General features: G+C 68.2%; 24 protein-coding genes. 18 read left to right on the forward strand and 6 right to left on the reverse strand.

Annotation, left to right across the window (positions count from 1 at the left end; genetic code table 11):
- The first annotated feature begins 57 nt into the window (after positions 1-57).
- The 3 genes from CT3_RS02980 (at position 58) to CT3_RS02990 (ending at position 1501) form a co-directional block, all read left to right on the forward strand.
- Positions 58-507 (forward strand): ribosomal maturation YjgA family protein, encoded by a 450-nt coding sequence (locus tag CT3_RS02980; protein WP_066540175.1) that lies wholly within the window; start codon positions 58-60, stop codon positions 505-507.
- Positions 491-904: a DUF4087 domain-containing protein gene (locus CT3_RS02985; RefSeq protein ID WP_066540808.1), complete on the forward strand. Its 414-nt coding sequence runs from the start codon at positions 491-493 to the stop codon at positions 902-904. The genes CT3_RS02980 and CT3_RS02985 overlap by 17 nt, the downstream gene beginning before the upstream one ends.
- Positions 905-1096: 192 nt before the next feature.
- Entirely contained in the window at positions 1097-1501 is a 405-nt protein-coding gene (locus tag CT3_RS02990) for a bleomycin resistance protein (RefSeq protein WP_218568132.1), read from the forward strand.
- 8 nt (positions 1502-1509) lie between these two features.
- Here the strand turns inward: CT3_RS02990 and CT3_RS02995 are convergent, their stop codons facing one another.
- Complete coding sequence (locus tag CT3_RS02995; protein WP_066540813.1) at positions 1510-2874, reverse strand: aminotransferase-like domain-containing protein; 1365 nt, start codon at positions 2872-2874, stop codon at positions 1510-1512.
- A gap of 133 nt (positions 2875-3007) precedes the next feature.
- Here CT3_RS02995 and CT3_RS03000 point away from each other — a divergent pair, with 133 nt between their 5' ends.
- Positions 3008-3916 carry a DMT family transporter gene (locus tag CT3_RS03000; protein ID WP_066540177.1) on the forward strand — a complete coding sequence of 303 codons (909 nt, stop codon included), beginning with the start codon at positions 3008-3010 and terminating at the stop codon, positions 3914-3916.
- A gap of 18 nt (positions 3917-3934) precedes the next feature.
- Here the strand turns inward: CT3_RS03000 and CT3_RS03005 are convergent, their stop codons facing one another.
- Positions 3935-4759, reverse strand: a complete 825-nt coding sequence (locus CT3_RS03005) for a GntR family transcriptional regulator (protein WP_066540183.1) — start codon at positions 4757-4759, stop codon at positions 3935-3937.
- 130 nt (positions 4760-4889) lie between these two features.
- Between CT3_RS03005 and CT3_RS03010 the strand changes: the two genes are divergently transcribed.
- The 8 genes from CT3_RS03010 (at position 4890) to CT3_RS03045 (ending at position 14440) form a co-directional block, all read left to right on the forward strand.
- Positions 4890-6059, forward strand: coding sequence for a CaiB/BaiF CoA transferase family protein (locus CT3_RS03010; protein ID WP_083520571.1), 1170 nt, complete (start codon positions 4890-4892; stop codon positions 6057-6059).
- A 14-nt stretch (positions 6060-6073) separates the two neighbouring features.
- Positions 6074-6877, forward strand: a complete 804-nt coding sequence (locus CT3_RS03015) for an enoyl-CoA hydratase/isomerase family protein (protein ID WP_066540186.1) — start codon at positions 6074-6076, stop codon at positions 6875-6877.
- A gap of 51 nt (positions 6878-6928) precedes the next feature.
- Complete coding sequence (locus CT3_RS03020; protein WP_066540192.1) at positions 6929-8110, forward strand: acyl-CoA dehydrogenase family protein; 1182 nt, start codon at positions 6929-6931, stop codon at positions 8108-8110.
- A 119-nt stretch (positions 8111-8229) separates the two neighbouring features.
- Positions 8230-9648 carry an MmgE/PrpD family protein gene (locus CT3_RS03025; RefSeq protein ID WP_225608836.1) on the forward strand — a complete coding sequence of 473 codons (1419 nt, stop codon included), beginning with the start codon at positions 8230-8232 and terminating at the stop codon, positions 9646-9648.
- Positions 9649-9860: 212 nt separating this feature from the next.
- On the forward strand, positions 9861-10889 hold the full coding sequence (locus CT3_RS03030) for a Bug family tripartite tricarboxylate transporter substrate binding protein (protein WP_066540197.1): 1029 nt from the start codon (positions 9861-9863) through the stop codon (positions 10887-10889).
- Positions 10890-11519: 630 nt separating this feature from the next.
- On the forward strand, positions 11520-12335 hold the full coding sequence (locus tag CT3_RS03035; protein WP_066540817.1) for an HpcH/HpaI aldolase family protein: 816 nt from the start codon (positions 11520-11522) through the stop codon (positions 12333-12335).
- A gap of 218 nt (positions 12336-12553) precedes the next feature.
- The gene (locus CT3_RS03040; protein ID WP_066540199.1) at positions 12554-13996 is read left to right on the forward strand and encodes an NAD-dependent succinate-semialdehyde dehydrogenase; all 1443 of its coding nucleotides are present in this window, start codon (positions 12554-12556) and stop codon (positions 13994-13996) included.
- Between the two features lie 183 nt (positions 13997-14179).
- A complete protein-coding gene (locus CT3_RS03045) occupies positions 14180-14440 on the forward strand; it encodes a DUF2789 family protein (RefSeq protein WP_066540821.1) in 261 nt (86 codons plus the stop codon).
- 73 nt (positions 14441-14513) lie between these two features.
- On the opposite strand, the gene CT3_RS03050 is transcribed toward CT3_RS03045, so the two are convergent.
- The gene (locus CT3_RS03050) at positions 14514-15623 is read right to left on the reverse strand and encodes a YeiH family protein (protein WP_066540208.1); all 1110 of its coding nucleotides are present in this window, start codon (positions 15621-15623) and stop codon (positions 14514-14516) included.
- Positions 15624-15796: 173 nt separating this feature from the next.
- Here CT3_RS03050 and CT3_RS03055 point away from each other — a divergent pair, with 173 nt between their 5' ends.
- From CT3_RS03055 to CT3_RS03065, 3 genes are all read left to right on the forward strand, one after another.
- The gene (locus CT3_RS03055) at positions 15797-16711 is read left to right on the forward strand and encodes a LysR family transcriptional regulator (protein WP_066540211.1); all 915 of its coding nucleotides are present in this window, start codon (positions 15797-15799) and stop codon (positions 16709-16711) included.
- 139 nt (positions 16712-16850) lie between these two features.
- Positions 16851-17069 carry a hypothetical protein gene (locus CT3_RS03060; protein WP_066540824.1) on the forward strand — a complete coding sequence of 73 codons (219 nt, stop codon included), beginning with the start codon at positions 16851-16853 and terminating at the stop codon, positions 17067-17069.
- 62 nt (positions 17070-17131) lie between these two features.
- A complete protein-coding gene (locus CT3_RS03065; RefSeq protein WP_066540214.1) occupies positions 17132-17593 on the forward strand; it encodes a GNAT family N-acetyltransferase in 462 nt (153 codons plus the stop codon).
- Between the two features lie 130 nt (positions 17594-17723).
- On the opposite strand, the gene CT3_RS03070 is transcribed toward CT3_RS03065, so the two are convergent.
- On the reverse strand, positions 17724-18227 hold the full coding sequence (locus CT3_RS03070; RefSeq protein ID WP_225608835.1) for a CreA family protein: 504 nt from the start codon (positions 18225-18227) through the stop codon (positions 17724-17726).
- Positions 18228-18674: 447 nt separating this feature from the next.
- Between CT3_RS03070 and CT3_RS03075 the strand changes: the two genes are divergently transcribed.
- Positions 18675-19877, forward strand: a complete 1203-nt coding sequence (locus tag CT3_RS03075; RefSeq protein ID WP_066540220.1) for an MFS transporter — start codon at positions 18675-18677, stop codon at positions 19875-19877.
- 107 nt (positions 19878-19984) lie between these two features.
- A complete protein-coding gene (locus tag CT3_RS03080) occupies positions 19985-20614 on the forward strand; it encodes a LysE family transporter (RefSeq protein ID WP_218333042.1) in 630 nt (209 codons plus the stop codon).
- A 27-nt stretch (positions 20615-20641) separates the two neighbouring features.
- Here the strand turns inward: CT3_RS03080 and CT3_RS03085 are convergent, their stop codons facing one another.
- A complete protein-coding gene (locus CT3_RS03085; RefSeq protein WP_066540223.1) occupies positions 20642-21139 on the reverse strand; it encodes an Lrp/AsnC family transcriptional regulator in 498 nt (165 codons plus the stop codon).
- A gap of 74 nt (positions 21140-21213) precedes the next feature.
- Between CT3_RS03085 and CT3_RS03090 the strand changes: the two genes are divergently transcribed.
- On the forward strand, positions 21214-22110 hold the full coding sequence (locus CT3_RS03090) for an EamA family transporter (protein WP_066540830.1): 897 nt from the start codon (positions 21214-21216) through the stop codon (positions 22108-22110).
- A gap of 207 nt (positions 22111-22317) precedes the next feature.
- Here the strand turns inward: CT3_RS03090 and cphA are convergent, their stop codons facing one another.
- Positions 22318-24888, reverse strand: coding sequence for a cyanophycin synthetase (gene cphA, locus CT3_RS03095; protein WP_066540226.1), 2571 nt, complete (start codon positions 24886-24888; stop codon positions 22318-22320).
- Positions 24889-24912 lie beyond the last annotated feature (24 nt).

Genomic DNA, 24912 nt, shown 5'->3' on the forward strand with positions numbered 1-24912 from the left:
CCAAGCGGCCGCCCGCGCCCTGGCGCACAGGAAAATGAACAAAAAGGGGGGGATGTGATGTCTGTGGTGGGCCCTTTTTCGATGCCCAGGCGCAGCCGCCTTGCCCTGGTGCTGCTGGCGCTGCTGGTCATTGCCCTGGGCCTGGCCTCCCGGCGTGGCCTGGTGCCGTTTCCGGCGGCGCTGGGCAACTACCCCGGCGATGCACTCTGGGCCTGGGTGGTGTTGCTGTGTGTGGCCTGGGTACAGCCGGCCATGCCGCGCACCCGGCTGGTGGCATGGTCGCTGGCCATCGCGTTTGGCATTGAATTTCTGCAGCTCTACCAGGCCCCCTGGATGCAGGCGCTGCGCGCCAACAAGCTGGCGTATCTGGTGCTGGGCAATGGCTTTGATCCGCTGGATCTGGTGGCTTATGGGGTGGGCATTGCACTGGGGGCGGCGGTGGATGGGGTCTGGGGATGCGTGGCGGCCCGCCGCGTGCCGGGGAGTGGCCATGCGGCGCGGCATTGACTGGCGCCGTGCCGCAGTGCTGGCACTGTGCACCAGCCTCTGGGGTGCATGGGGTTTGCTCCCGGCGCAGGCCGGGACGGCGGACGCAGCCTCGGCGTCCCAGTTGCGCTGCGGCTGGTGGGAAAACCCCACACCGTCCAATGCCTGGTTGAACGACCGTGACGGCAGCTGGACCGTGGGTTCACAAGGCGGCCACCAGGCCGAAGGCGACTGGCCCAGCTTCAGCGACGCGCAATGGGTGCGCACCAATGGCTATTACGGCTACGGCTGCGCCTGTCTGCGCGTGGTGGCCGACGCCCGCAGCCAGAAGGTGGAGCGCATTCTGTCGGCCCGGGCCAGACCGCTGGCCGCCTGCCGCCAGGACCGTCATCTGCGCGAGCCGCTGCGGCCGGAGTGAGCGGCGTGGGGCTGCGGCGCACTGCGCTGCACCGGTGTCGGGTCCGCGTCCCCGCCCGCATGCAAGCCGCTACGATGGCTGCCGTGAGGTGCCCCCAAGCCCCCTTGGTGACGGATCAGTCCGTCACGCCCAGGAGACCTGTTTCGGGGGGGCTGTGCGCCCACCTACCGTTGTCCCTGCAGGAGTGATTGCATGACCATGCCGACCCAGACCGTGATTCCCCAGCTGCGCATGACCGACGCGGTGCGCAGCCTGCAGTTCTATGTGGACGGACTGGGTTTTGCCGTGGACTGGGAGCACCGTTTCGAACCCGGCTACCCGCTGTTTTCCCAGCTCTCCCGCGACAGCGGTGCGGGCCGGCAACTGATTTTTCTGACCCAGCACCGTGGCGACTGCGAGGTGGGCGGTGCCGTCTACTTTGTGGTGCCCGATGCGCGCGCCACGCTGGCGGCATTCGAGGCGCGGGGCATCTGGCCCACCAATCCGCTGGAAGCCACGCCCTGGGGGAGCTGGGAGTTTCTGCTGACCGATCCGGATGGCAACCGGCTGCGCTTTGCGTCGGACCAGGTCTCGGACGCCGTGGCGGACGACGCCTAAGGCGTAGGTCAGTAGCTGGCGTCCGCAATCGCCTGCCCCACCTGGCGCAGCGCCGGCTCCAGCACCTCCAGCGGCACCGATCCCAGCGCCAGGCGCAGCGCATGCGGCACCTGGGCGGTGGTGGCGAACGGCTCGGCCGTGGAGACGGCAATCCCTTGCTGCAGCAGGGTCGCCGCAATCTGGTCGGCGCGTGCTTCGGGCGGCAGCGGCAGCCACAGAAAGTAGGACAGCGGGTGGCTGACCCGCGGCAGACCGGGCAGCAGTGTGCCCAGCACGCGGGCTGCCAGTTGCTGGCGCAGCGCGGCGTCTTCGCGTTTGTGCGTTTCCAGCCGGGTGACGGTGCCGTCTTCCAGCCAGCCGCAGGCGATGGCGGCCATCACGCCCGGGGTGTTCCAGGTGGTGGCGCGGATGGCGCGCTCCAGCGCGGGCACCCAGTCCAGCGGCGCGGCGGCAAAGCCCACCCGCAGCCCGGCCGCCACATTCTTGGAAAAACCGGATACATACACCGTGCGCTCCGGCGCCAGCGCGGCCAGCGGCGGCGGGGCCGGGTCGGCCAGGTAGGCGTAGGCCCCGTCTTCGATCAGCATCAGATCGTGCGCGCGCGCCAATTCCACCAGCTGCAGGCGCTGGGCAAGCGGCAGCACCCAGCCCAGCGGGTTGTGCAGCGTGGGCATGGTGTAGACCGCACGCACGCTGCGCTGGCGGCACAGCTGCTGCAGCGCGGCCAGGTCGGGCCCCTGCGGTGTGGCGGGAAGGGGCAGCAGCTCCAGGTGCAGCTGCTGCGCCAGCAGCTTGAAGCCGGGGTAGGTGAGTGCGTCCACGGCCACCACGTCGCCGGGCGTAAGCCGCGCCATCAGCGCCACGGTCAGGCCGTGCTGGGCGCCATCCACCAATACCACCTGTTCACCGCTGACCTGCAGGCCGCGTGCACGCAGGTGCTGGGCCACGGCGGCGCGGTCGCGGGGGCGGCCGCCATGGGGCTGGTAGCGCAGCAGAGCTTCCAGGTCACCGGTCAGAGCCAGCTGGCGCAGCGCGGTGCGCAGCAGCTCGGCCTGGCTGGGCAAGGTCGGCACGTTGAAGCTCAGGTCCACGCTGCCCAGCGCTGCCGGCGGAATGTCGATGCCGTGGCCCGGCGGCAGTGCGGTTTCCTTGACGAAGGTGCCGCGCCCGGTTTCGCCGCTGACCAGGCCCATGGCGCTGAGCTCGGCGTAGACGCGGCTGGCAGTGACCAGGGCCAGGCCTTCGCGGGCCGCCAGTGTGCGGTGCGTGGGCAGGCGTGTGCCTGCCGGCAGCTGGCCGCTGCGGATGGCGGCCGCCAGGCGGTCCACCACGGTCTGGTAGCGGGAGGTGCGGGCTAGGGAAGTGGTGGCCATGGGGTGGATCAGCGCAGCCATCGCAGCAATTGCAACCATCGCAACGGCTTTGTACGCATGACAATTTTTTGATTGTATTGGGTTGTATGCCTAGCATGGCGGCCTTGTTCCTGTTGCACCGCGTTCCACTGCCATGACCTCTTCCGCCCAAGCTGCTTCGGCGTCTACCCCTGTCCACAGTTCCCAAGGCTGGCTCAACGGCCTGATCGGGGTGGTGATCTTCAGCGGCTCACTGCCGGCCACACGGCTGGCGGTGCTGGATCTGCCGCCGGTGTGGCTGACGGTGGCGCGTGCCAGCATTGCCGGGTTGCTGGCACTGGTGGTGGTGCTGTGGTGCCGGCAACCGCGCCCGGCGCGCTCCCAGATGGCGTCGTTGGCTGTGGTGGCGGGGGGCGTGGTGCTGGGCTTTCCGCTGCTGACGGCGCTGGCGCTGCAGCATGTGCCGGCGGCGCATTCGATTGTGCTGGTGGCGCTGCTGCCGCTGTGCACGGCGGTGTGCGGTGTGTGGCGGGGCGGTGAGCGCCTGCGGCCGGCGTTCTGGGCGCTGTCGCTGCTGGGCGCGGCACTGGTGCTGGGGTTTGCGCTGTGGGCCGCCTGGCAGCAAGGGGGGGAGACGTCGTTTGTGGGCGACGGACTGATGCTGCTGGCCGTGGCGGTCTGTGGCCTGGGGTATGCGGAAGGGGCCAAGCTCTCGCGCAGCCTGGGCGGCTGGCAGGTGATCAGCTGGGCGCTGGTGCTGTCGCTGCCGGTGATGCTGCCGCTCACCCTGTGGCTGTGGCCTGCTGACCTGAGCGCCGTGCGCGCCCCGGCCTGGTGGGGACTGGCCTATGTGGCGCTGTTCAGCATGTGGCTGGGCTTTGTCTTCTGGTACCGGGGCCTGGCGCAGGGCGGCATTGCGGCCGTGGGGCAGTTGCAGCTGCTGCAGCCTTTGCTGGGGCTGGCGCTGGCGGCCTGGCTGCTGGGTGAGGCGGTGAGCCCGGCCATGCTGGCGGTGACCGTGGCCGTGATCGCCTGCGTGGCCGGGGCCAAGCGGGTGGCGTGATCTGCCGTGCAGCGCGCCTCAGCGCGCGGTGATGGAATGTGCCACCGGCGCACCGCCGTCTTCGCGGCGCCAGGTGGTTTCCATGCGAAAGCGCGCAGGGATGTACCAGTTGACCGAGGCGGCCAGCAACTGGTCCTGGGTGTCGTAATAGGCCCGCACCACATGCAGGGCCGGGCTGCCGGCGGGCAGGCGCAGCAGGTGCAGCGCGGGATCGGGCATCAGGTCGGCTTCGATGCGCTGGCGGATGCTGTCGGCCTCTACGCCGCACAGCGTCTTCAGCAGCGTGTAGATGCTGGGGTGGTCGCCATGCAGGTGGGCAATGATTTCAGCGAATGCCGGGCGCAGGTAGATCTGCGAGTACGACATGGGACTGACCTGTCCCGTGGGGTGGCGCATGGCGGTCAGTTCCATCCACACCGATCGCTGGGGGCAGTGCAGGATGGCGGCCAGGGCGGCATCGGCCTCCTTGCGCTGGCTGGCCAGCACTTCCAGACGCGTGCTATCGCCATAGGTCATCGCATCCTGAAAGGTGCTTTCCGAGGTCAGCACATACGGCACCACCGGCTGGGTGGCCCGCACCACGCTGCCGGCGCCGGGCTGCTTGCTTATCAGACCTTCCTCCACCATGCGGCGCGTGGCTTCACGCACCGTGTGGCGGCTGACGCCGTACTGGGCGCAGAGCTGGACTTCCGTGGGAAAGCTGCTGTGCACGGGGTACTGCCCGTTCTGGATGGCGGCGCACAGCTGCTGGTAGAGCTGCTGGTAGAGCGGGCCATCGGCAGCCACAGGGCGTTTGGCCGTGCGAGTGGCGGTGTGCGAGGAGGGCGTGGCGGTTCGGGGCATGCGGGATGCAGTGTCGCAGAGAACGCAATCCTGCGGACAGGTTAAGCCATGTCAAAGCGGGTTTGTCCGTACATTGTTTTAAATGTACGTACATTACATTTTCATGCATCGGATTTGAAAGTGCCCGGCCATGTCTCTCCCCCCTCTCCAGTCCTCACCGCCACCCGCCCAGCCTTTCCAGGGGCTGGTGGTGGTGGAACTGGGTCACAGCGTGGCAGCACCGTTCACCGGACTGATCCTGGCCGAAATGGGCGCCGAGGTCATCAAGGTGGAAAAAGCCGAAGGTGACGATGCACGCCGCTGGGGTCCGCCTTTTTGGGAAGGCGAGGGCGCCTATTTCCAGGCGCTGAACCGCAACAAGCAGTCGGTGGTCTGCAACCTGCGCGATGCGCAGGAGGTGGCGGCGTTGCGCCGTCTGATCGCCGAGCGCGCGGATGTGGTCATCCAGAACCTGCGCCCCGGCCATGTGCAGCAGCTGGGCCTGGATGCGGCCACGCTGCGGGCAGACAAGCCGTCGCTGATCTACTGCAACCTGGGGGCCTTCGGTGCGGTGGGGCCGCTCAAGGACCGCCCGGGCTACGACCCGCTGATGCAGGCCTTCGGCGGCATCATGAGCACCACCGGCGAGCCGGGCCGGGCTTCGGTGCGTGTGGCACCGTCCATCGTTGACATGGGCACGGGCATGTGGGGGGCCATCGGCATCCTGGCCGCGCTGCACCGCCGCCACCAGACGGGGGAGGGCCAGACGGTGGACGTCTCGCTGTTCGAGACCGCTGCCACCTGGGTATCGCTGCTGGCCGGCCAGGTCATGGCCAGCGGCCAGCAGGTGCAAAAGCAGGGCTCGGGAGCGCCCGGCATTGCGCCCTACAAGGCCTATGCCACACGGGACGGGGAGGTGGTGATCTCTGCCGGCAGCGATGCGCTGTTCCAGCGCCTGTGCGGCGTGCTGGGCCACCCGGAATGGGCCACGCAGGCCCGCTTCATCGACAACCCGCAGCGCGTGGCGCACCAGGAGGCGCTGTACCGCCTGATCGACCCGCTGGTGGCAGCCCGACCCACCGCCCACTGGGTGGAGGCGCTGGAAGCCGCCGGCGTCCCCTGTGCCCCGGTCAATACGGTGGGCCAGATGCTGGAGCACGCCCAGACCCAGGCGCTGGACCTGGTGCATCCCGTGCCCGGTACCGGCATGCGCTTTGTGGCGCTGCCGCTGAGCCTGGACGGTCAGCGCCCGCGTGTGCGCAGCGCCCCGCCTGCGCTGGGCGCCCATACCCAGCAGTTGCTTTTTCCGGAGCTGGCATGACACAGGAGCCATGGATGGATGTTGTGAACACCGCCTACGAGACGCTGGATGTGGCGCTCGTGGGCCCGCACGTGCTGCAGGTGACACTGAACCGCCCCGATGCGGGCAATGCCCTCAACACCCAGATGGGGCGCGAACTGCTGCAGCTGTGGAGCGCGCTGACCGAGGATGCCGGCCCGGTGCGCTGCGTGGTGCTGACCGGTGCGGGGGGGCGGATTTTCTGTGCCGGAGGCGATCTGAAGGAGCGCAACGGCATGACCCAGCGCCAGTGGCAGCTGCAGCACGAATTGTTCGAGCGCATGTACTGGACGCTGACCGACCTGCCGCTGCCGGTAGTGGCCGCCGTCAACGGCCACGCCTATGGCGGCGGCATGGAAATGGCGCTGTGCTGCGACTTTGTCTATGCCAGCGAGGTGGCGCGCTTTGCCCTGCCCGAGGTGACGCTGGGCATCATGCCGGGCGCCGGTGGCACGCAGAACCTGCCCCGCGCCGTGGGCGAGCGCCGGGCCAAGGAGCTGCTGCTGACCGGCAGGCCGCTGTCCGCCACCCAGGCGTTGGAGTGGGGTGTGGCCAACAGCGTCTACCCCATGGGCGAAGTGCTGGAACGGGCGCACGAGACGGCGGCGGTGATTGCCGGCAACGCGCCGCTGTCAGTGCGGCAGATCAAGAAATCGGTGCGTTATGGCGGCCAGATGGAGCTGCGCACGGCCTACCGTTTCGAGGTGGAAGCCTACAACCACCTGGTGGGCACCCAGGACCGCATGGAAGGCGTGCGTGCCTTCAACGAGAAGCGTCCCCCCGTTTTCACGGGGCAGTGACACCCCCGGGAGCCCGTGTTTGAACAGCCAATTGACAGTGCGAGGACAGCCATGACCGAATCTGCCGTGGTCCACATCGAAGCCGGTACCGACTATGCCGACATCCGCGACAGCGTACGCCGCGTCTGCGCCGACTTTCCGGGTGCCTACTGGCGCACGCTGGAGGAGACCGGCGCTTACCCGTCGGAATTTGTCCAGGCGCTGACCGACGCCGGTTTTCTGGGGGCGCTGATTCCCGAGGAGTACGGCGGCAGCGGCATGCCGCTGCGCGCGGCGGCCGTGATCCTGGAGGAAATCCATGCCAGCGGTTGCAATGCCGGCGCCTGCCACGCCCAGATGTACACCATGGGCACGGTGCTGCGCCACGGCTCGCAGGCGCAAAAAGACCTGTACCTGCCGCAGATTGCCACCGGCACGCTGCGCCTGCAGGCGTTTGGCGTCACCGAGCCCACCACCGGATCGGACACCACCAAGCTCAAGACCCGTGCCGTGCGCGAGGGTGACCGCTATGTGGTCAATGGCCAGAAGGTCTGGACCTCGCGGGCGCTGTACTCCGACCTGATGCTGCTGCTGGCGCGCACCACGCCGCTGGAGGACTGCGCCCGCAAGAGCGACGGTCTGTCGGTCTTTCTGGTGGACATGCGCCAGCTGAAGGGCAAGGGGCTGGAGATCCGCAAGCTGCCGGCCATGGTGAACCACAACACCACCGAAATCTTTTTCGACAATATGCGCATTCCGGCCAGCAGCCTGATCGGCGAGGAAGGCAAGGGGCTGAAATACATTCTGGACGGCATGAATGCCGAGCGCATTCTGGTGGGCGCCGAATGCATTGGCGATGCGCGCTGGTTCACCGACACGGCGGTGCAGTACGTCAGCGAACGCCGGGTGTTCGACCGGCCCATCGGCCAGAACCAGGGGGTGCAGTTTCCCATCGCCAAGGCCTACGCCGAAATGCAGGCCGCCGATCTGGTGCTGCGCCGTGCCTGTGCCCGGTTTGCGGCCGGCCTGCCCTGCGGCGAAGATGCCAACATGGGTAAGCTGCTGGCCTCCGAAGCCTCCTGGCACGCGGCCGAAGCCTGTCTGCAAAGCCATGGTGGCTTTGGCTTTGCCACCGAATACAACGTGGAGCGCAAATGGCGCGAAACCCGGCTCTACCAGGTGGCGCCGATCTCCTCCAACCTGATCCTGTCCTATGTGGGTGAGCACATCCTGGGCATGCCCCGGTCGTACTGAGGAATGGAGATGACGTTTCCTCTGGGCTGCTGCACAGTGTCCGTCGACCACATTGCCCCGGCAGGGGCGGTCCCGGTTTCGGGGCGGGCTGAGGGCGCGCAGCGCCATGGAGCAACACGATGCCGATAGCTGAAATGACACCGGTGGCGGTGCCGCCTGCCCGCTTGAAGACCTCTTTGCCGCTGACGCAGGCGCTGGCGCGCTATGTGCGGGCGCCGCACTTTGGCGGCCAGGAGGCTGCAGCCTGTGCCCTGGCGCTGACCGGCACGCTGGACACGCTGGCCACGCTGCTGGCGGGCCAGAACGAGCCGGTGGTGCGCATCGTGCGTGCCCATCTGGCGGCCAGCGGCACCGGCCCTGCCGAGGCGCCGGCTCCGTCGCTGCAGCAGTTGCTGGGCACCGCCCAGGCGGCCCTGGTGAATGCCGTGGCCGGCCATGCGCTGGACTATGACGATGTGGCCATGTCGGCCCACCCCAGCACGGTGCTGGTGCCTACGCTGTGGGCCGAGGCCCACCGCCTGGGCGCCAGCGGCGCCGAACTGCTGCGTGCCTATGTGGTCGGTTACGAGGTCTGGGCCGAGCTGTTCAGCCGCGAAAGCGGGCAGTACCACCTCAAGGGCTGGCACCCCACCGGCGTGTTCGGCGTGGTGGGTGCGGCGGCCGGCGTGGCCTACCTGAACCGGGAGACACTGACCGAAGGCCAGGTGGCCCGGGCGCTGTCGCTGGCTGCCAGTTCGGCGGCAGGGCTGGTGGCCAATTTCGGCACCATGGCCAAACCCTGGCACGCGGGCCGTGCGGCGGCGGCGGCGATCGATGCCGTGCGGCTGGCACAACTGGGCATGACGGCGGCCACCGATGTGTTCGAGCACCATGCCGGCTTCCTTGCCGCGCTGTCGCCAAGCGGTGAATGCGATCTGCAGCGCCCGGCCACCATCGGCGGTGTTCCCCGGCTGCTGAGCTGGGGGCTGTCGATCAAGTGCTATCCGGTGTGCTACTCGGGCCACCGCGTGATCGACGGCGTGCTGCAACTCAAGGCAGCCCATGGGCTGCAGCCCCAAGACGTGCAGCGCGTGGATGTGACCATTGGCAATGCCCAGGCCAGCATGCTGCGCAACCACCGCCCGGTGAGCGGGCTGGAGGCCAAGTTCAGCATCGAGTTCGATGTGGCCTGCGCCCTGGTGGCCGGCGACGTGGGCCTGGCGCAGCTGACCGACGTTTTCACCCAGCGCACTGACATGCAGGCACTGATGGCCAAGGTGCAGGTGCACACCACCGAGCGCAGCGACCCGGTCGATCCGGCGTTTTCCGTGGCCGACAGCGTGCGCATCACCACGCGCGACGGCCGGCGGCTGGAGACCGGAGAGATCCGCTTTCCCAAAGGCCATGCCATGTACCCGCTCAGTGCCGAGGCGCTGCGCAGCAAGTTCCTGGACTGCGTGGCCTACAGCGGCCTGCCGTGCGATGGCGCCGCGCTGTACGACGCCGTGCGCAGCCTGGCCCAGATGCCCGATGTCCGCGCGCTGGCGCAGCATCTCTGAAGGAGGCTGTCGAGTCCCTGATACCCCCTGCAAGGCGCGTGCCGTGCACCGGCCCCACAAGGACCGCATGCCCCGCGCTGCAGCAGCCGCCCACCGGCGGTGGAAGACCGAAAGTGAGGCCGTCCGTGCTGGCTGCTGCCGCCGGACGCATGCGAACCCGGTGCGCCGTATGCCAACGATGAACGCGGCGCGCTGTTTTGACGGAGTCCACCATGTCCGATCTGTTAGTTGCTTCTTCCTCCGTCACCTCCGCCGGCTGGCGCCGCCGCGACTGGCTGGCTGCCGGTGCCGGCCTGCTGGGGGCCGGCCTGCTGCCCGGGGCCGCGCGTGCCCAGGGCTGGCCCGACAAGCCCATCCGCATCATTGCGGCCCAGGCGCCAGGTTCGTCCAATGACGCCACTTCGCGGGCGCTGGCTGACTATCTGTCCACCAAGCTGGGCGTGCCCGTGGTGGTGGAAAACAAGCCCGGTGGCGTGGGCATGATTGCCGCCGAAACCATCGTGCGCGCGCCGGCCGACGGCTACACGCTGCTGATGACCTTGCACAGCCAGCCGGCCCAGGCACCGGCCCTGCTCAAGCGCCTGCCGGTGGATCCGGACAAGGACATCGTGCCCATTGCCGCTATCGGCGTCGGGCCGGTGCCGGGCGTAGTGCACAAGGATTTCCCGGCCAGGACCATCCAGGAGGTGATTGCCTATTCCAAGAAGAAGCCGGTCAACGTGGGCAACTATGCCGTGGGGTCGGGCTGGCAGCTGATGCTGGACCAACTGGTCAAGGACACGGGGGCACAGTTCAACGTGGTCAACTACAAGGGCACGGGCGCCATGCTGATGGACCTGTACGGCGGCCAGATCGACATGGGGGCCGGTTCCCTGGCCGGCATTGGTGGCGGGCTCAAGCAGGGCAGCGTGCGGCCGGTGGTGATTGCCATGGGCAATCCCTCGTCCAAGCTGCCGGGTGTGCCGACCTGGAAGCAGGCAGGCTTCAGTGGGAGCGCCTACGAGAACCTGCCCGAATGCAATATGTTGTTTGCCAAGGCCGGCACCCCCCAGGCGCTGGTCGACCGTCTGGCCCAGCTGGTGCACAGCAGCTACACCGAATCGGAGCGTATCAAGAGCGTGCGCGAGACCCTCTCCGATGAAGACCCGGCCCTGACCGGCGCTGCGCTGCGCGCCTTCATCGACCGCACCTGGCCGACCTACCGCCAGCTGACGCGGGCGGCGGGGATTGCGGCGAGCTGAGCTTGCCCTTCAGAGGGCTGGACATGGCGCACGGCAGTGCTTGGTTCTTCCGGCGGCACGGCACGCGGGTGCCCGTGCCGCCATGTGTTGGCAGAGGGCGACAGATGCGGGTTGCATTTTGTACACGGTCTGGGAGACAAAGGCTGGCGCCCCAGAGGGGCGCGCCAGATTTTTGCGGAATGGGAATGGGAGCATCTCTTTTTCTCATGCCCCGGGATGGCCCGCATTGCTGAGAATGCGCACTGTATGGACGGCTCTCTCCCAGTGCTCCCCCTTTCCGTTTTGCAGGCCGCGTTGCGTGCGGCGTTCGAGCGCTGGATGGTCCTGTGCGAGCTCACGGCCCGCAGCGACGGCATTGCACCCGAGGAACTGCAGCGCGAACTGGACTGGCTGCGCAGCCGCAGTGCGCTGCTGGTCCAGCGCAGCACGCCGCAGCAAATGCGCCAGCTCATTGCGGACCTCCAGAACGCCGAATCCTGGGTGCACGCCAGCCTGCGCCTGCGCATGCAGGCCCTGCCTGGGGGGGAGGGTGGTGGCACGCAGGCGACTGCCGCAGGCTGTGGAGGCCGCGCAGCTTTGCTATGTTCCGGCAAATACCAGCACTGCGCAGTTTTCTGCCCTTCCACCGCCATGCCTCCTGTCAACCATTTCAAACGTGCCCTGCAAGCCGGCCAGGCCCAGATCGGTCTGTGGTCCACCCTGCCGTCGCCCTATGTCAGCGAACTGATCGCCGGCGCGGGCTTTGACTGGGTGCTGCTGGACACCGAGCACACCCCCACCGATGTGCCCCAAATGCTGCAGCAGCTGCAGGCGGTGGCGGCAGCCCGCCCGCGTGAAGGCCTGGGCTGCAGCCATGCCGTGGTGCGCCCGGCGTGGAACGATAAGGTGCTGATCAAGCGCTATCTGGACATCGGCGCGCAGACGCTGCTGCTGCCTTTTGTGCAGAACGCCGACGAAGCCCGCGCGGCGGTGGAGGCCGTGCGCTATGCGCCCCAGGGCCTGCGGGGCATGGGGGGATCGATGCGCGCCTCCAACTTCGGCCGTGACGCCGACTATGTGGCCAAGGCCGCCGACGAGATCTGCCTGCTGGTGCAGGTGGAAACCGGCGAGGCGCTGGACAACCTGGAGGCCATTGCCAGCGTGGACGGTATCGATGGCGTGTTCATCGGTCCGGCCGATCTATCCGCCAGCCTGGGCTACCCCGGCAACGCGGGCCATCCGGACATGGAGGCGACGATCGACCGGGCGCTGGTCACCATCCGCGCCTGCGGCAAGGCGCCGGGCATTCTGGCGGTGAACCCCGACCGTGCCCAGGCATGCCTGGACAAGGGCGCGCTGTTCGTCGCCGTGGGCATGGACATGCTGCTGCTGCGCCAGAGCGCCGATGCGCTGGCCCTGCGCTTCAAGCGCCCGGGAGATGCAGCGGTCAGTGCATCCATGTATTGAGTGTGGTGTCCCCCGCTTTCTAGAATGGATGCCGACGGGCGCCCAGGGCGCACCGCCACCTTCTATGAAAAACGCAGCTGCTTCTGCACTTGCAGCAAGGTTTTCACAGGCGTTGGATACTGAAAACCTTTGAGCCAGTGCACCAAAGCGCCTGTTTTCCTAATGCCCCTGGAGCGACCGCTCCGGGACTCTCCCTCTCAGCCATGGATGGATTTCGCATGTCGCATGCCTACCCCGATACCCAACTCCTGATCGACGGCCAATGGGTCGATGCCGCCAGCGGCAAGAAGATCGCTGTGCACAACCCGGCCACGGGAGCGGTGATCGGCCATGTGGCCCATGCCGGTATTGCCGATCTGGACCGTGCACTGGCCGCCGCTCAAAAAGGCTTTCAGGTCTGGAAGAACACCAGCGCCCACGAGCGCCAGGCCACCATGCGCCGCGCTGCGCTGCTGTTGCAGGAACGCGCCGACGCCATTGCCGCCGTGCTGACGCAGGAACAGGGCAAGCCCCTGGCCGAAGCCAAGGGCGAGGTGCTGGCCGGTGTGGGCATCATCGACTGGTTTGCCGACGAGGCGCTGCGCCTGTATGGCCGCATCGTGCCGGCGCGCCGCAGCGATGTGCTGCAGCAGGTCGTCAAGGAGCCCGTGGGCCCGGTGGCGGCGTTCACGCCCTGGAATTTCCCGGTCAACCAGATCGTGCGCAAGATCAGCGCTGCCCTGGCCACCGGCTGTTCCTTCCTGTGCAAGGCGCCGGAAGAAACGCCTGCCGCCCCCGCCGCGCTGCTGAAATGCTTTGTCGACGCCGGCGTGCCCGCGGGCGTGGTCGGTCTGGTCTATGGCGATCCGCATGAAATCTCCAGCTACCTGATTCCCCATCCGGTGATCCGCAAGGTCACCTTCACCGGCTCGACGGCCGTGGGCAAGCAGCTGGCCGCCATGGCCGGCGCCCACATGAAGCGCTGCACCATGGAGCTGGGTGGCCACGCCCCGGTCATCATTGCGGAAGATGCCGATGTGGAGCTGGCCGTCAAAGCCGCTGGCGCTGCCAAGCTGCGCAACGCCGGCCAAGTCTGCATTTCGCCCACGCGTTTCCTGGTACACAGCAGCCTGCAAAAGCAATTCACGGAAAGCGTGGTGAAGTACTTTGAGTCCGTCAAGGTGGGCAACGGCCTGGAAGCCGATTCCAAGATGGGCCCGCTGGCCAATCCCCGCCGCGTGACGGCCATGAAGGCGCTGGTGGAAAACGCCCACGCCAAGGGTGCGGACGTGCTGCTGGGCGGCAAGGCCCTGGGCGATGCCGGCAACTTCTATGCACCCACCATCCTGGGCAATGTGCCGCTGGATGCCGATGTGTTCAACAACGAACCCTTCGGCCCCGTGGTCGCCATGCGCAGCTTCGAGAAGCTGGAGGAGGCCATTGCCGAAGCCAATCGCCTGCCCTATGGCCTGGCGGCCTATGCCTTCACCCGCTCGCTGAAGTCGGCCCACCAGCTCAGCCAGCAGGTGGAAACCGGCATGCTGTGGATCAACCAGCCCGCCGTGGCGTCGGCGGAAATGCCTTTCGGCGGCATCAAGGATTCGGGCTATGGCTCCGAAGGCGGCACGGAAGCGCTGGAAGCCTATCTGATTCCCAAGGCCGTCTCGATTGCCATGGTGTGAGCACCGGCCCCGCTGACGGGGCTGCTGCTGCAAAACGGCCACCTGCGGGTGGCCGTTTTGCTTTCTGCCGTGCAGCCGGCTGGCCCGGCCGGTTGCAACATCTGGCTTGTCCTACAGCCAGCGGCCGAGAGGGCATTGCAGGATGCGGTGCAGAAGCACCTGTGTGCCGCGAAAGGAGCCTCCATGCCCTCCAAAGCCCCTACCTTGCAAGCGCTGTTCGTGCAGCTCGGTCTGGCGGCAGATGAGCTGGCCATCTTGCGCTTCATCCGCCAGCACCGCCCGATGCCCCCCGACGTGGACATGCTGCATGCCCGGTTCTGGACCCCTTCGCAGGCCGCGGTGCTGTGGCGGCTGCGCCGCCGGGGGCCGCACTGGGTGGAAGTACTGGACCAGTTGGAGGCCGCATTGCGCGGCCACCGTGGTCAGCAGCAGGAAAGCGCCTGACCCCGGTGTTCTCTGGCGAGCGCAGGCCGGCAGGGACGGCCCGTGCGATGGGGCGTTGCCGCAGCGATGGCTGTCAGAGCCACTGCGGCAGCCACAGATTCAGCAGCCAGCCTGCCCCCAGCAGCCAGCCAAACAACACCAGGGCCAGCAGCAGCGGCCGGGTGCCGGCGGCGCGCACGGCCGCGATGTGGGTGGTCAGTCCCAGGGCGGCCATGGCCAGGGTCAGCAGCAGCGTATCCAGCTGCACACCGGCCTGCACCAGCGCAGCGGGCAGCACGCCCAGGGAATGGATGCCAGCCACCAGCACAAAGCCCAGTGCAAACCAGGGGATGGTGATGCGGCTGTGCGGGGCGGCGGCCTTGACGGAGCCGCTGTCCATTGGCTGATGGTCGGCGCGGCGCTCGCTGCGCGCCAGCCACCACGACAGCACCAGCAGAAATGGGGCCAGCATCATCACCCGCACCATCTTGGCAATCACCGCCATGTCGGCCGCATCGCGGCCCACGGCTTCGCCGGCAGCCACCACCTGGGCCACTTCGTGCACGGTGGAGCCCACATACAGGCCGTACTGCTGGGCGCTCACCTCGAACCAGCCATGCGCAGCATTCCAGTTAAACAGCGCCGGATAGAGAAAGGTGGCCACGGTGCCGAACACCACCACGGTGGCCACGGCCACCGCCACATCGGACGCCCGGCCCTTGGCCACCGGTTCGGTGGCCAGCACGGCGGCCGCACCGCAGATCGCACTGCCGGCCCCCACCAGCAGGCTGGTGCGCGGATCCAGGCCGAACACGCGCCGGCCCAGCCATTGGGCCAGCACAAAGGTGCTGGAAAGCACCAGCGCGTCGGTGGCGATGCCGGCCCAGCCCAGCTGGCCCATGTCCTGGAAGGTCAAGCGCAGGCCATACAAGACGATGCCGGCGCGCAGCAGCCGCGCCTTGGACAGGCCCACGCCGCTGGCGCAGGAGGCGGCCAGGCGGGGGTAGACGGTGTTGCCCAGCACCATGCCCAGCACGATGGCCAAGGTCAGCGCGCTCAGGCCGCGCTCGGCCAGGGCCGGCAGCGTGGCGGCCCACAGGGAGGCGGCGGCGATGGCACCACACAGCAGCAGACCGGGCAGCCACTGCTGCAGGTGCTGGCCGGCGCGGGCCCAGACGGACAAGGGAAATGCGGAAGTGGACATGGCAGACACGGCCGTCCACGGGAGTGAAAAGCGTGCCAGGACCGGCCTGGAGCGTGGGCGACGGTCTGCACTTTAGATAATTTGGTTATATTTGTATAACCGATAGTTTGTGTAAAGACTATCGATGAAACAGGTAGATTCATGCGCCAGATCACGCGAAAAGGAGAGTGCCCATGCTGCATCTGACGCTGCGCCAGGTGGAAATATTCTGCGCGGTGGCCCAGTCCGGCAGCACCGTGGCGGCGGCCCAGGCGGTGTCGCTGTCCCAGTCCGCCACCAGCGCCGCGTTGCAGCAGCTGGAGCGTGCGCTGGGCAGCCAGCTGTTCGAGCGGGTCGGGCGCCAACTGGTGCTCAACGATGCCGGCCGCGCCCTGCTGCCGCAGGCGCTGGGGCTGCTGGAGCAGGCGCGCGCAATCGAGCAGGCATTTGTCGTGCAGGGCTGTGGCCTGCCGGTGCGGCTGCGGCTGGCGGCCAGCACCACCATCGGCAGCTATGTGCTGCCGCCGGTGCTGGCGGCGTTGGCGCGCAGCCACCCGCAGGTGGCGGTGGACCTGCAGATTGCCAACACCGCCGAAGTGGCCGAAGCGGTGCTGGCGCTGGAGGTGGATCTGGCCTTGATCGAAGGGGCCAGCCACTGGCCGGGGCTGGAGGTGCAGCCCTGGCTGCGCGACGAGCTGGTCATCGTCAGTGCGCCCCACGACCCGCTGGCAAGGCAGGCTGCCGGCCAGCCACTGGCATCCGACGCGCTGCGCAGTGCCCGCTGGCTGCTGCGCGAGGCGGGCTCGGGCACCCGCGAAATGGTGGAGCACGCGCTGCTGCCGCACCTGCACCAGTTGCATGCGGCCGCCACCCTGGGCAGCTCCGAAGCCATTGCCCGCTGCGTGGCCCAGGGGCTGGGCATCAGCTGCCTGCCACGTGTGCTGGTGCAGCCCTTGGTGGATGCGGGTGAGCTGGTGGTGCTGCCCACCCTGCTGCCGCAGATGCAGCGCTATTTCTCGCTGGTGCAACGGGCGGGCAAACGGCGTTCGCCGGCACTGCAGGCGTTTGTGGACGCCTGCCGGGCGATTGCGCCGCCATCCACGGATTGAGTGACCGGGCGGCTGCTGGGGCTGCAGCGGCTTCGCCAACGTGCCACTTCGCTTGCGGCCGCCGCTTTTGGCCCTATATTGGAATCACAAGCCCGGCGTGGGCTGCGCAGCGCCGGATGCCATCACCAGGGAGGCCACCATGAAAACCATCGACGAAATGCTGCACCTGGACCTGCTGACCCACGAACAGCACCTTCAGATCAGCACCTGGATTGACGCTGCAGATACCCCCGAAGCCATTTTGCAGATGCCCGCCTCCTTGTGGCAGGCCGTGGAGCGCGCCAGCCAGGCCATGGGCGTGAACGAGGATTTGCTGCGGCCGCCGGCACTGGACGCGGGCAACGCCGTCTTTGGCTGACGCGCAGCAGGCGCCGGGCCTGTGCGCAGGCCGGGGGCGGAAATCCCCCTGCCATCGCAGGCATGCCGCTGAATTCGCCCGCTCCATCCCCGTTTCTTGTCCGCCCGGCTGCCGCCGCCGATATCGATGCCATCTTCCATGTCCGGACTTCGGTCCGGGAAAATGCGCTCACAGGGGACGAGCTGGCAGCGCTGGGCATCACGCCCGCTTCCATCCATGCGGCGATCACAGCGGCACCGTGTGCCTGGGTGGCCGAACGCGATGGCAAGGTGGTGGGCTTTGCCATGGCCGATTTGCCCGAGGACTGCCTGTTTGCCGTGTTCGTGCTGCCGGAGCATGAGGGGCAAGGGGTGGGGCGCCAGCTGATACAGGCCGGCGAAGCCGCGCTGTTCCGGCACCATCCGGTCATCTGGCTGGAAACGGATGCGGCCAGCAGGGCCGCTGCCGTGTACCGGCATCTGGGGTGGACACCGGCCGGCGATGCGGGCGACGGGGATGTGCGCCTGCAAAAGCTGCGCCCCTGACGCGATAGCGGGAGCCGTGCAGGGGACGCTCCCCGACGGATGCGACCCGTTGCTGTGGCAATTGCTTCGGGCACCCCGAGGCCGGGCAGGTGCCGACGGCAGCAGCTCCGGTGCGCTGCCGCCGTGGTGTTTACTTCTTCAGCGGAATCGGCGTGCCCGCGGGCACGGCCACGGCGGTGACGCTGTTCTGGGGTGAGCCTTCGATCACCCGGTCGGAATAGGTCATGTAGACCAGGGTGTTGCGTTTGGCATCCACCATGCGCACCACGCGCAGGCGCTTGAACAGCAGCGAGGTCCGTTCGGTGAACACTTCTTCCTGCTGGCGCAGGGGCTGGGGAATCTGGATGGGGCCGGTGGCCTGGCAGACGATGGAGGCTTCGGAGCGGTCTTCGGCCAGGCCCAGCCCGCCCTTGATGCCGCCGGTCTTGGCGCGCGAGACATAGCAGGTCACGCCGGCCACCTTGGGGTCGTCATAGGCGTCGACCACGATCTTGTGGTCCGGGCCAATCAGCTTGAACACCGTGTCCACGGCGCCAATTTCTTCGGATGCGGCGGCACGGGTGGCCGGTGCCAGGGTGGTGAGGGCCGCCAGCAGCAGGGCGGACAAAGCAGGGCGCAGGGCAATGTGGTGCATGGCTGCCAAGCATACGCGCTGCGCGGGTGGGCGCCGGGCCGGCGATGGCACTGTGCCAGGCCCTGGTTTGCAAGGGACCACGGGCAGGCGTGTACCGGCCGCGGGACAATCCCCGTCCTCCACCACGGCAACCGGGGCGCACAGCGCGCCCAGACCGGTGGCCGGTGGAGCAGGCATGCCATGGCGGTTGCCGGACCCCGGGTCTTTCGGGTGTCTGCGACGGCCGCGCTGCATGCCTGCAGGCCCGGTGCACCGGGTGCCCAGCGCATGGCGCTGGCAGAACGCCCGCCCCGCGATGCCGGCCCTGACTGCCGCTGCGTTGCGGCATGGCCCACAGCCCCCGTGCAGTCTCCATGCGCGCGCGGCTTCTGAATTCAGAGTTTCCACCCGGTGGCACAGGCTGCGGGGGTGGGCTTTTCTTTTCCCGGAGGAAATGGTTTGGTAGGAATGCGAGAGAAGAACGTTGCGGCGTTGCCCGTGCTGGGCCGGTCTGCGCTGCTGTGGATGGCGCTGGCCTGTGGACTGTGCGCGGGCGGCAATTATTTCAACCAGCCGCTGCTGCACTCGATTGCCCGGCACTTTGGTGTGGACCAGGGAGTGGCGGCACTGTCGGTCACCTTGGCGCAGTCGGCCTATGCGCTGGGCCTGCTGCTTCTGGTGCCGCTGGGCGACATGCTGGAGCGGCGCAGTCTGGCGGTGGCCTTGATGCTGCTGGCGGCGGCCGGCCAGGCCATGGCGGGCTGTGCACCGTCGGTGGGCGGCTTCATGCTGGGCACGGTGGTGGCGGGCCTGTTTTCCGTCGCAGCCCAGGTGCTGGTGCCCATGGCGGCGGCGCTGGCCGCGCCCGGCCACAGCGGTCGCAATGTGGGGACGGTGATGACCGGGCTGCTGCTGGGCATTTTGCTGGCGCGCAGCGTGGCGGGCCTGGTGTCGGCATGGGCCGGCTGGCAGGCGGTGTACCAAGGGGCAGCGCTGTTGATGGTGCTGGTGGCCTGGTGGCTGTGGCGGGTGCTGCCCACCTCGCGCACGGCGCAGCCGGTGGCCTATGCCCAGGTGCTGTCCAGCATGCTGGAGCTGCTGCACACCCACCGCGCGCTGCGCCAGCGCACGCTGGCCAGCGGGCTGGCGTTTGCCTCGTGCAGCGTGCTGTTTGCCACCATGGCCCTGCAGCTGTCGGCCGCACCACTGGCGCTGGATGACGCACAGATCGGCCTGGTGGGGCTGGCGGGCGTGGCCGGGGCACTGGTGGCATCGCGCGCCGGACGCTGGGTGGACCGGGGCCTGGGGCGTACCACCTGCACGGTGGGGGCCATCGCATTGGTGGCGGCCTGGCCCATGCTGTGGTGGGGCGGGGAACACCTGGGCTGGTTTGCCCTGGGCCTGGTGGTGATCGACCTGGGCCTGCAATGCCTGAACATCACCAACCAGGCCACCGTGGCCCAGTTGCTGCCGGCGGCACGCTCGCGCATGAATGCGGTCTATATGACGGGGTATTTTGCGGGGGCGGCGGCGGGCTCGGCCCTGGGCACACTGGCCTGGCACTGGGGGCAGTGGCAGGGTGCCTGCCTGCTGGGGGCGGTGCTGGCGCTGGGGGCCGCACTGGCCGCAGTGCGGCTGCGTGCGCCGGCGGGGCAGATGGCTGCCGCCTGAAGTCTCGCGCTTTCTCTGTGGTGGCCGTGGCAGAGGCCACAATCGCCGGCGTGGTCTGCGCATGCCGAACCTGGCATGCGACAGGCCGTTTTCTGCAGGACACCGCTGTGCACCACTTTGCCTCCCTGTTGCTGATCGCCGGTATTTACCTGGCCGTGCTGGCCAGCCCCGGACCCAATTTCTTCATCCTCAGCCAGATGGCGCTGGATGGCCGCGCCCGCGCCGCGCGCTGTGTGGTGCTGGGGTTGACGACGGGGTCGGTCGCCTGGGTGCTGCTGTCGATTGCGGGTGTGGCCACCGTGCTGGCCCGGCACCCGCAACTGGGCACGGCATTGCGCGTGCTGGGGGCGGCCTACCTGGTCTGGTACGGACTCAAGCTGTTGCGCTCTGCCTGGAAAGTGCCTGCGGTCAACGCAGCACCGTCCACGGCGCTGGGGGGGCAGTCGGCCTGGGCGGCGTACCGCACCGGCTTGCTGACCGGCCTCACCAACCCCAAGGGCGCGGCTTTCTGGACCAGTGCGTTTGCTGCCATCTTTCCGGATGCGGCGCCGCTGTGGTTCTATGGCGCCACGGTGCTGCTGGTGGCGCTGATGTCGCTGGGCTGGCATCTGGGCATCACGCTGGTGTTCGGCATTCCGGCCCTGCGCAGCGGCTATCTGCGCATCGAGCGGGCCATCAACGGCCTGTCCGGCGCCGCCCTGGTGCTGTTGGGACTGCAGCGCATGGTGGCGCGCTGAAGGGTACGTCCAGTCGGCCTCGGCGCCCTATGCCTGCAGCGGGCCCCCGGGCAGCGGCACCTGCAGGCCCACTTTCAGGCAGTTCAGCGCCACCGAGGTGCGAAAGCGCCGCACATTCTCGTCCCCGCCGAACAGCCGGGTGGTGATGGCTTCGAAATCCGCCATGGTGGCGGCGGTGATGACCAGCAGATAGTCTGCTTCCCCGGTGATGGCATAGCACTGCTGCACGGTGGCTTCGTCCTGGATGCGCTGGCGCAGGCCAGCGGTGCGCAGCGGGTGTTCGTCGTGCACATGCACTTCCACCAGCAGGGTCAGCGGGCGGCCCAGGCGGGAGGCGTCCAGCACGGCGGTTTCCGCGCGGATCACGCCGCTGTCCCGCAGCCGGCGGATGCGGCGCTGCACGGCAGCGGCCGACAGGTGCACGGTCTGCGCAATGTCACGCTGCGCCACGGTGTTGTCGCGCTGCAGCAGGGCCAGGATGGCCAGGTCGAAATCGTCCAGGGACAGCGTGGAAGGCGTGGGCATGGAATGAGTGAAAGTTGCGTGAAGCCAGTCTATTCAGAAGCAAAAAACCAGGAGTGGCGCAATATATTCTCGCCATGTCGAATGTACGCAATGCACGCTGGCTGCCGTGGCTGGCCATCTTCGGTTCCGTGGTGTTTCTGGGGCTGGGTACGTCCTGGGCCAAGCACACGCTGTTTCCTGCCGTCGGGGCCCAGGGGACGACGGCGGTGCGGGTGGGCTTTTCTGCGCTGATCCTGTGGCTGCTGTGCCGGCCCTGGCGGTTGCCGCTGTCGCCGGCGGACCGGCGGGCCGTGCTGCTCTACGGGGCGGCACTGGGGGTCATGAACCTGTCTTTCTACATGGCGCTGCGCACGCTGCCGTTCGGCGTGGCGGTGGCGATCGAATTTTCCGGGCCGCTGGCGGTGGCGGTGTGGGCGTCGCGCCGGGCGCTGGACATGGTCTGGGTGCTGCTGGCCATGGCAGGCCTGGCCCTGCTGCTGCCGCTGGGCCATGCGGTCAGCAGCCTGGATCCGGTGGGCGTGCTGTGGTCGGTGCTGGCGGCGGTGTGCTGGGCCAGCTATATCCTGTTCGGCAAGCGCATAGGGCATCTGCCGGTGGGGCATTCGGTGTCGCTGGGGCTGGCCATGGCGGCGCTGGTGGTGATTCCGGTGGGCGTGGCCCATGCGGGCAGTGCGCTGCTGGCGCCTTCGGTGCTGCTGGTGGGGCTGGGCGTGGCGGCGGTGTCGAGTGCGGTGCCGCTGTCGCTGGAGATGGTGGCCCTGCAGCGCCTGCCGCCCCAGGCCTTCGGCATCATGATCAGCATGGAGCCGGCGGTAGCCGCCATGCTGGCCTTGCTGCTGCTGGACGAACAGCTGAGTGCCGTGCAGTGGCTGGCGATCGGCCTGATCGTGCTGGCATCCATGGGCAGCGCGTTGGCGGTGCGGAGGTCGGAGCCGGCCCCCAGGGCGGCACAGTTGCCGGCCGAGGCCTGAATCCCGCCGGGCGCCGCAGCCTTGGTGGTCCGTATGACGGCGCACACGGCCAAGGTGGCATAGACGGCATAGCTGCCCGGTGGCCCAGCGGCCATTTGGGCGCACTTCCTGTCTGCATCTCCCGCGGTGCATCCGAACGCAAAAAAGCCCCGGTGACGGGGCTTTTTCAGGGGCGGTACAGAGCAGGCTCTGCGGGCAGGCCGGAGATCAGACTTCGGCGATGCGTTTTTGCAGGTGGGCCAGGGCTTCTTCCACCTGGTCGACCAGCACCAGGCACAGATCGCCGGGTTGCAGACGGGCCAGCGCGTGGTCAATGGCGATGAACTCGCCATGGATGTCGGTCACATAGCTGGTGCGGCTGGCGCCTTCCAGACCCTTGCGCAGCAGGGCGATGACTTCGCCGTCCTCGCGGCCGCGCTGGCAGGCGTCCTGGTACAGGACCACATCATCGAAGGCGTGACCCAGGATCTGGGTCTGCTCGGTGATGTCCTGGTCGCGGCGGTCGCCGGCACCCGAGATCACCACGCTGCGCTTGTTGCCGGGCATGCCTTCGACCGCCTTGGTCAGGGCACGGATGGCATCCGGGTTGTGGCCGTAGTCGGCAATGATGGTGGCGCCCTTGTAGTCCATCACATTGAAGCGACCGGGGGCGTTGTCGCTGTCGTTCACAAAGCCGGCCAGGCCGCGCTTGATGGTGTCCCAGGGCAGGCCGGCACCCCAGGCGGCGCCGATGGCGGCCATGGCGTTGTCGACCTGGAAGCCGATGGTGCCGTTGCGGGTGACGGGAATGTCGCGCAGCGGCACGGATTCGCGCCACGAGCCTTCGGCAGCGACGATGGAGTCACCGTCCACATAGACCACGCGGTTGCCCTGGGCACGGTGTGTTGCCATCACGGGGTGGTGGCGGTCGGCACCGAAGAAGATCACCTTGCCGGTGCAGAACGGCGCCATGGCCGAGACGTGCGGGTCGATGGCGTTCAGCACGCCGTAGCCGTTGGGGGCCACGTTCTGCACGATGACGCGCTTGAGCACCATCAGCTCATCGACGGTGGTGATGAAGTTCAGACCCAGGTGGTCGCCTTCGCCCACGTTGGTGACCACGGCCACCTGGCAGCGGTCAAAGCCCAGGCCTTCGCGCAGGATGCCGCCACGGGCACATTCCATCACGGCGGCGTCCACCTCGGGGTGGCCCAGCACGTTGCGGGCGCTCTTGGGACCGGAGCAGTCGCCGCTGTCGATCTGGCGGCCGTTGACGTACACGCCGTCGGTGCTGGTCATGCCCACGCGCAGGCCTTGCGAGGTGAACAGCTGGCCGATCAGGCGGGCGGTGGTGGTCTTGCCATTGGTGCCGGTCACGGCCACCAGGGGGATGCGGCCGTCGTCGCTGCCGTTGAACAGCAGATCGACCATGGGCACGCCCACGTTGCGAGGCTTGCCATAGGACGGGGCCAGGTGCATGCGCAGGCCGGGGGCGGCGTTCACTTCGACGATGCCGCCGTTCTGCTCTTCCAGCGGGTGCAGCACGGATTCGCAGATCACGTCCACGCCGCAGATGTGCAGGCCGATGGTCTGGGCGGCTTCGATGGCGCGGGCCGCCACTTCGGGGTGCACGTCGTCGGTCACATCGGTGGCGCTGCCGCCGGTGGACAGGTTGGCGTTGTTGCGCAGCACCACGCGCTGGCCCTGGGCGGGCACGGATTCGGGGGTCAGGCCTTCGCCGGCAATGCGGGCAATGGCAATGTCGTCCAGGCGGATCTTGGTCAGCGCCGTGCCGTGGCCGGTGCCGCGGCGGGGGTCCAGGTTGACGATGTCCACCAGTTCACGGATGGTGTGTTCGCCGTCACCCAGCACCTGGGGCGGTTCGCGGCGGGCAGCGGCGACCAGCTGGCCGCCCACCACCAGCAGGCGGAAGTCGTGGCCGGGCAGGAAGCGCTCGACCATCACGTCATCACCGTACTGCTGCGAGGTGGCGTAGGCAGCTTCCAGCTGGGCGCGGGTGGTGATGTTCACCGTCACGCCCTTGCCCTGGTTGCCGTCCTGGGGCTTGACCACCACGGGCAGGCCCACTTCCTGGGCCACGGCCCAGGCGTCGTCCACGTCGGTGACGGGGCGGCCCAGCGGCACGGGAACGCCTGCGGCGTGCAGCAGGCGCTTGGTCAGGTCCTTGTCCTGTGCAATGGATTCGGCCACGGCGCTGGTCTGGTCCACTTCCGCGGCCTGGATGCGGCGGGCCTTGGAGCCCCAGCCCAGCTGGACCATGGAGCCGGCCGTCATGCGGCGGAAAGGGATGCCACGGGCTACGGCGGCGTCCACGATGGAGCCGGTCGAGGGACCGATGCGTTCATCTTCGTCCAGCTCGCGCAGGGCGGCGATGACGGGCGCCGCATCGAACGGGGTGTCGTTCAGAGCGGCCTGGATCAGGGCTTCGGCCTGTTCCAGGGCCTGTTTGCCCACGGCTTCTTCGGTGTATTCGACCACTACCTGGAAGGTGCCGGTCTCCAGTGTGGCATGGGTGCGGCTGAACGTGACCGGGCAGCCAGCCTGGGCCTGCAGCGACAGCGTGGCCAGTTCCAGCACATCGGCCAGCGACACCGGCTTGTCGGCGCCTTGCGGCAGCAAGGTGCCGATGGAGGGGAAGCGGGCGCGCAGGCGGTCTTCAAAGCCGGCCAGCTGGGCGATGTTGCACTCGGCCGGGGTGCAGAGCACGACGGCCTCTACAGCGGTGTTGCGGCTCCACAGATTGGGGCCACGCAGGGCACGGGTACGAGAGATTTCCATGGTGTGTGTCTCTTTTGAGGCTGC

Origin of the sequence: Comamonas terrigena NBRC 13299, from assembly GCF_006740045.1 — a bacterium.
Classification (GTDB): domain Bacteria; phylum Pseudomonadota; class Gammaproteobacteria; order Burkholderiales; family Burkholderiaceae_C; genus Comamonas; species Comamonas terrigena.

Coding starts and splice junctions, on each gene's coding strand:
- CT3_RS03015 (WP_066540186.1), top strand. CDS start 6,074: ATGGATGTTGTGAACACCGCCTACGAGACGCTGGATGTGGCGCTCGTG.
- CT3_RS03035 (WP_066540817.1), top strand. CDS start 11,520: ATGCCTCCTGTCAACCATTTCAAACGTGCCCTGCAAGCCGGCCAGGCC.
- CT3_RS03050 (WP_066540208.1), bottom strand. CDS start 15,623: ATGTCCACTTCCGCATTTCCCTTGTCCGTCTGGGCCCGCGCCGGCCAG.
- CT3_RS03025 (WP_225608836.1), top strand. CDS start 8,230: ATGCCGATAGCTGAAATGACACCGGTGGCGGTGCCGCCTGCCCGCTTG.
- CT3_RS03045 (WP_066540821.1), top strand. CDS start 14,180: ATGCCCTCCAAAGCCCCTACCTTGCAAGCGCTGTTCGTGCAGCTCGGT.
- CT3_RS02980 (WP_066540175.1), top strand. CDS start 58: ATGTCTGTGGTGGGCCCTTTTTCGATGCCCAGGCGCAGCCGCCTTGCC.
- cphA (WP_066540226.1), bottom strand. CDS start 24,888: ATGGAAATCTCTCGTACCCGTGCCCTGCGTGGCCCCAATCTGTGGAGC.
- CT3_RS03010 (WP_083520571.1), top strand. CDS start 4,890: ATGTCTCTCCCCCCTCTCCAGTCCTCACCGCCACCCGCCCAGCCTTTC.
- CT3_RS03090 (WP_066540830.1), top strand. CDS start 21,214: ATGTCGAATGTACGCAATGCACGCTGGCTGCCGTGGCTGGCCATCTTC.
- CT3_RS02985 (WP_066540808.1), top strand. CDS start 491: ATGCGGCGCGGCATTGACTGGCGCCGTGCCGCAGTGCTGGCACTGTGC.
- CT3_RS03075 (WP_066540220.1), top strand. CDS start 18,675: ATGCGAGAGAAGAACGTTGCGGCGTTGCCCGTGCTGGGCCGGTCTGCG.
- CT3_RS03055 (WP_066540211.1), top strand. CDS start 15,797: ATGCTGCATCTGACGCTGCGCCAGGTGGAAATATTCTGCGCGGTGGCC.
- CT3_RS02995 (WP_066540813.1), bottom strand. CDS start 2,874: ATGGCCACCACTTCCCTAGCCCGCACCTCCCGCTACCAGACCGTGGTG.
- CT3_RS03020 (WP_066540192.1), top strand. CDS start 6,929: ATGACCGAATCTGCCGTGGTCCACATCGAAGCCGGTACCGACTATGCC.
- CT3_RS03060 (WP_066540824.1), top strand. CDS start 16,851: ATGAAAACCATCGACGAAATGCTGCACCTGGACCTGCTGACCCACGAA.
- CT3_RS03030 (WP_066540197.1), top strand. CDS start 9,861: ATGTCCGATCTGTTAGTTGCTTCTTCCTCCGTCACCTCCGCCGGCTGG.
- CT3_RS03085 (WP_066540223.1), bottom strand. CDS start 21,139: ATGCCCACGCCTTCCACGCTGTCCCTGGACGATTTCGACCTGGCCATC.
- CT3_RS03000 (WP_066540177.1), top strand. CDS start 3,008: ATGACCTCTTCCGCCCAAGCTGCTTCGGCGTCTACCCCTGTCCACAGT.
- CT3_RS02990 (WP_218568132.1), top strand. CDS start 1,097: ATGACCATGCCGACCCAGACCGTGATTCCCCAGCTGCGCATGACCGAC.
- CT3_RS03065 (WP_066540214.1), top strand. CDS start 17,132: ATGCCGCTGAATTCGCCCGCTCCATCCCCGTTTCTTGTCCGCCCGGCT.
- CT3_RS03070 (WP_225608835.1), bottom strand. CDS start 18,227: ATGCACCACATTGCCCTGCGCCCTGCTTTGTCCGCCCTGCTGCTGGCG.
- CT3_RS03005 (WP_066540183.1), bottom strand. CDS start 4,759: ATGCCCCGAACCGCCACGCCCTCCTCGCACACCGCCACTCGCACGGCC.
- CT3_RS03040 (WP_066540199.1), top strand. CDS start 12,554: ATGTCGCATGCCTACCCCGATACCCAACTCCTGATCGACGGCCAATGG.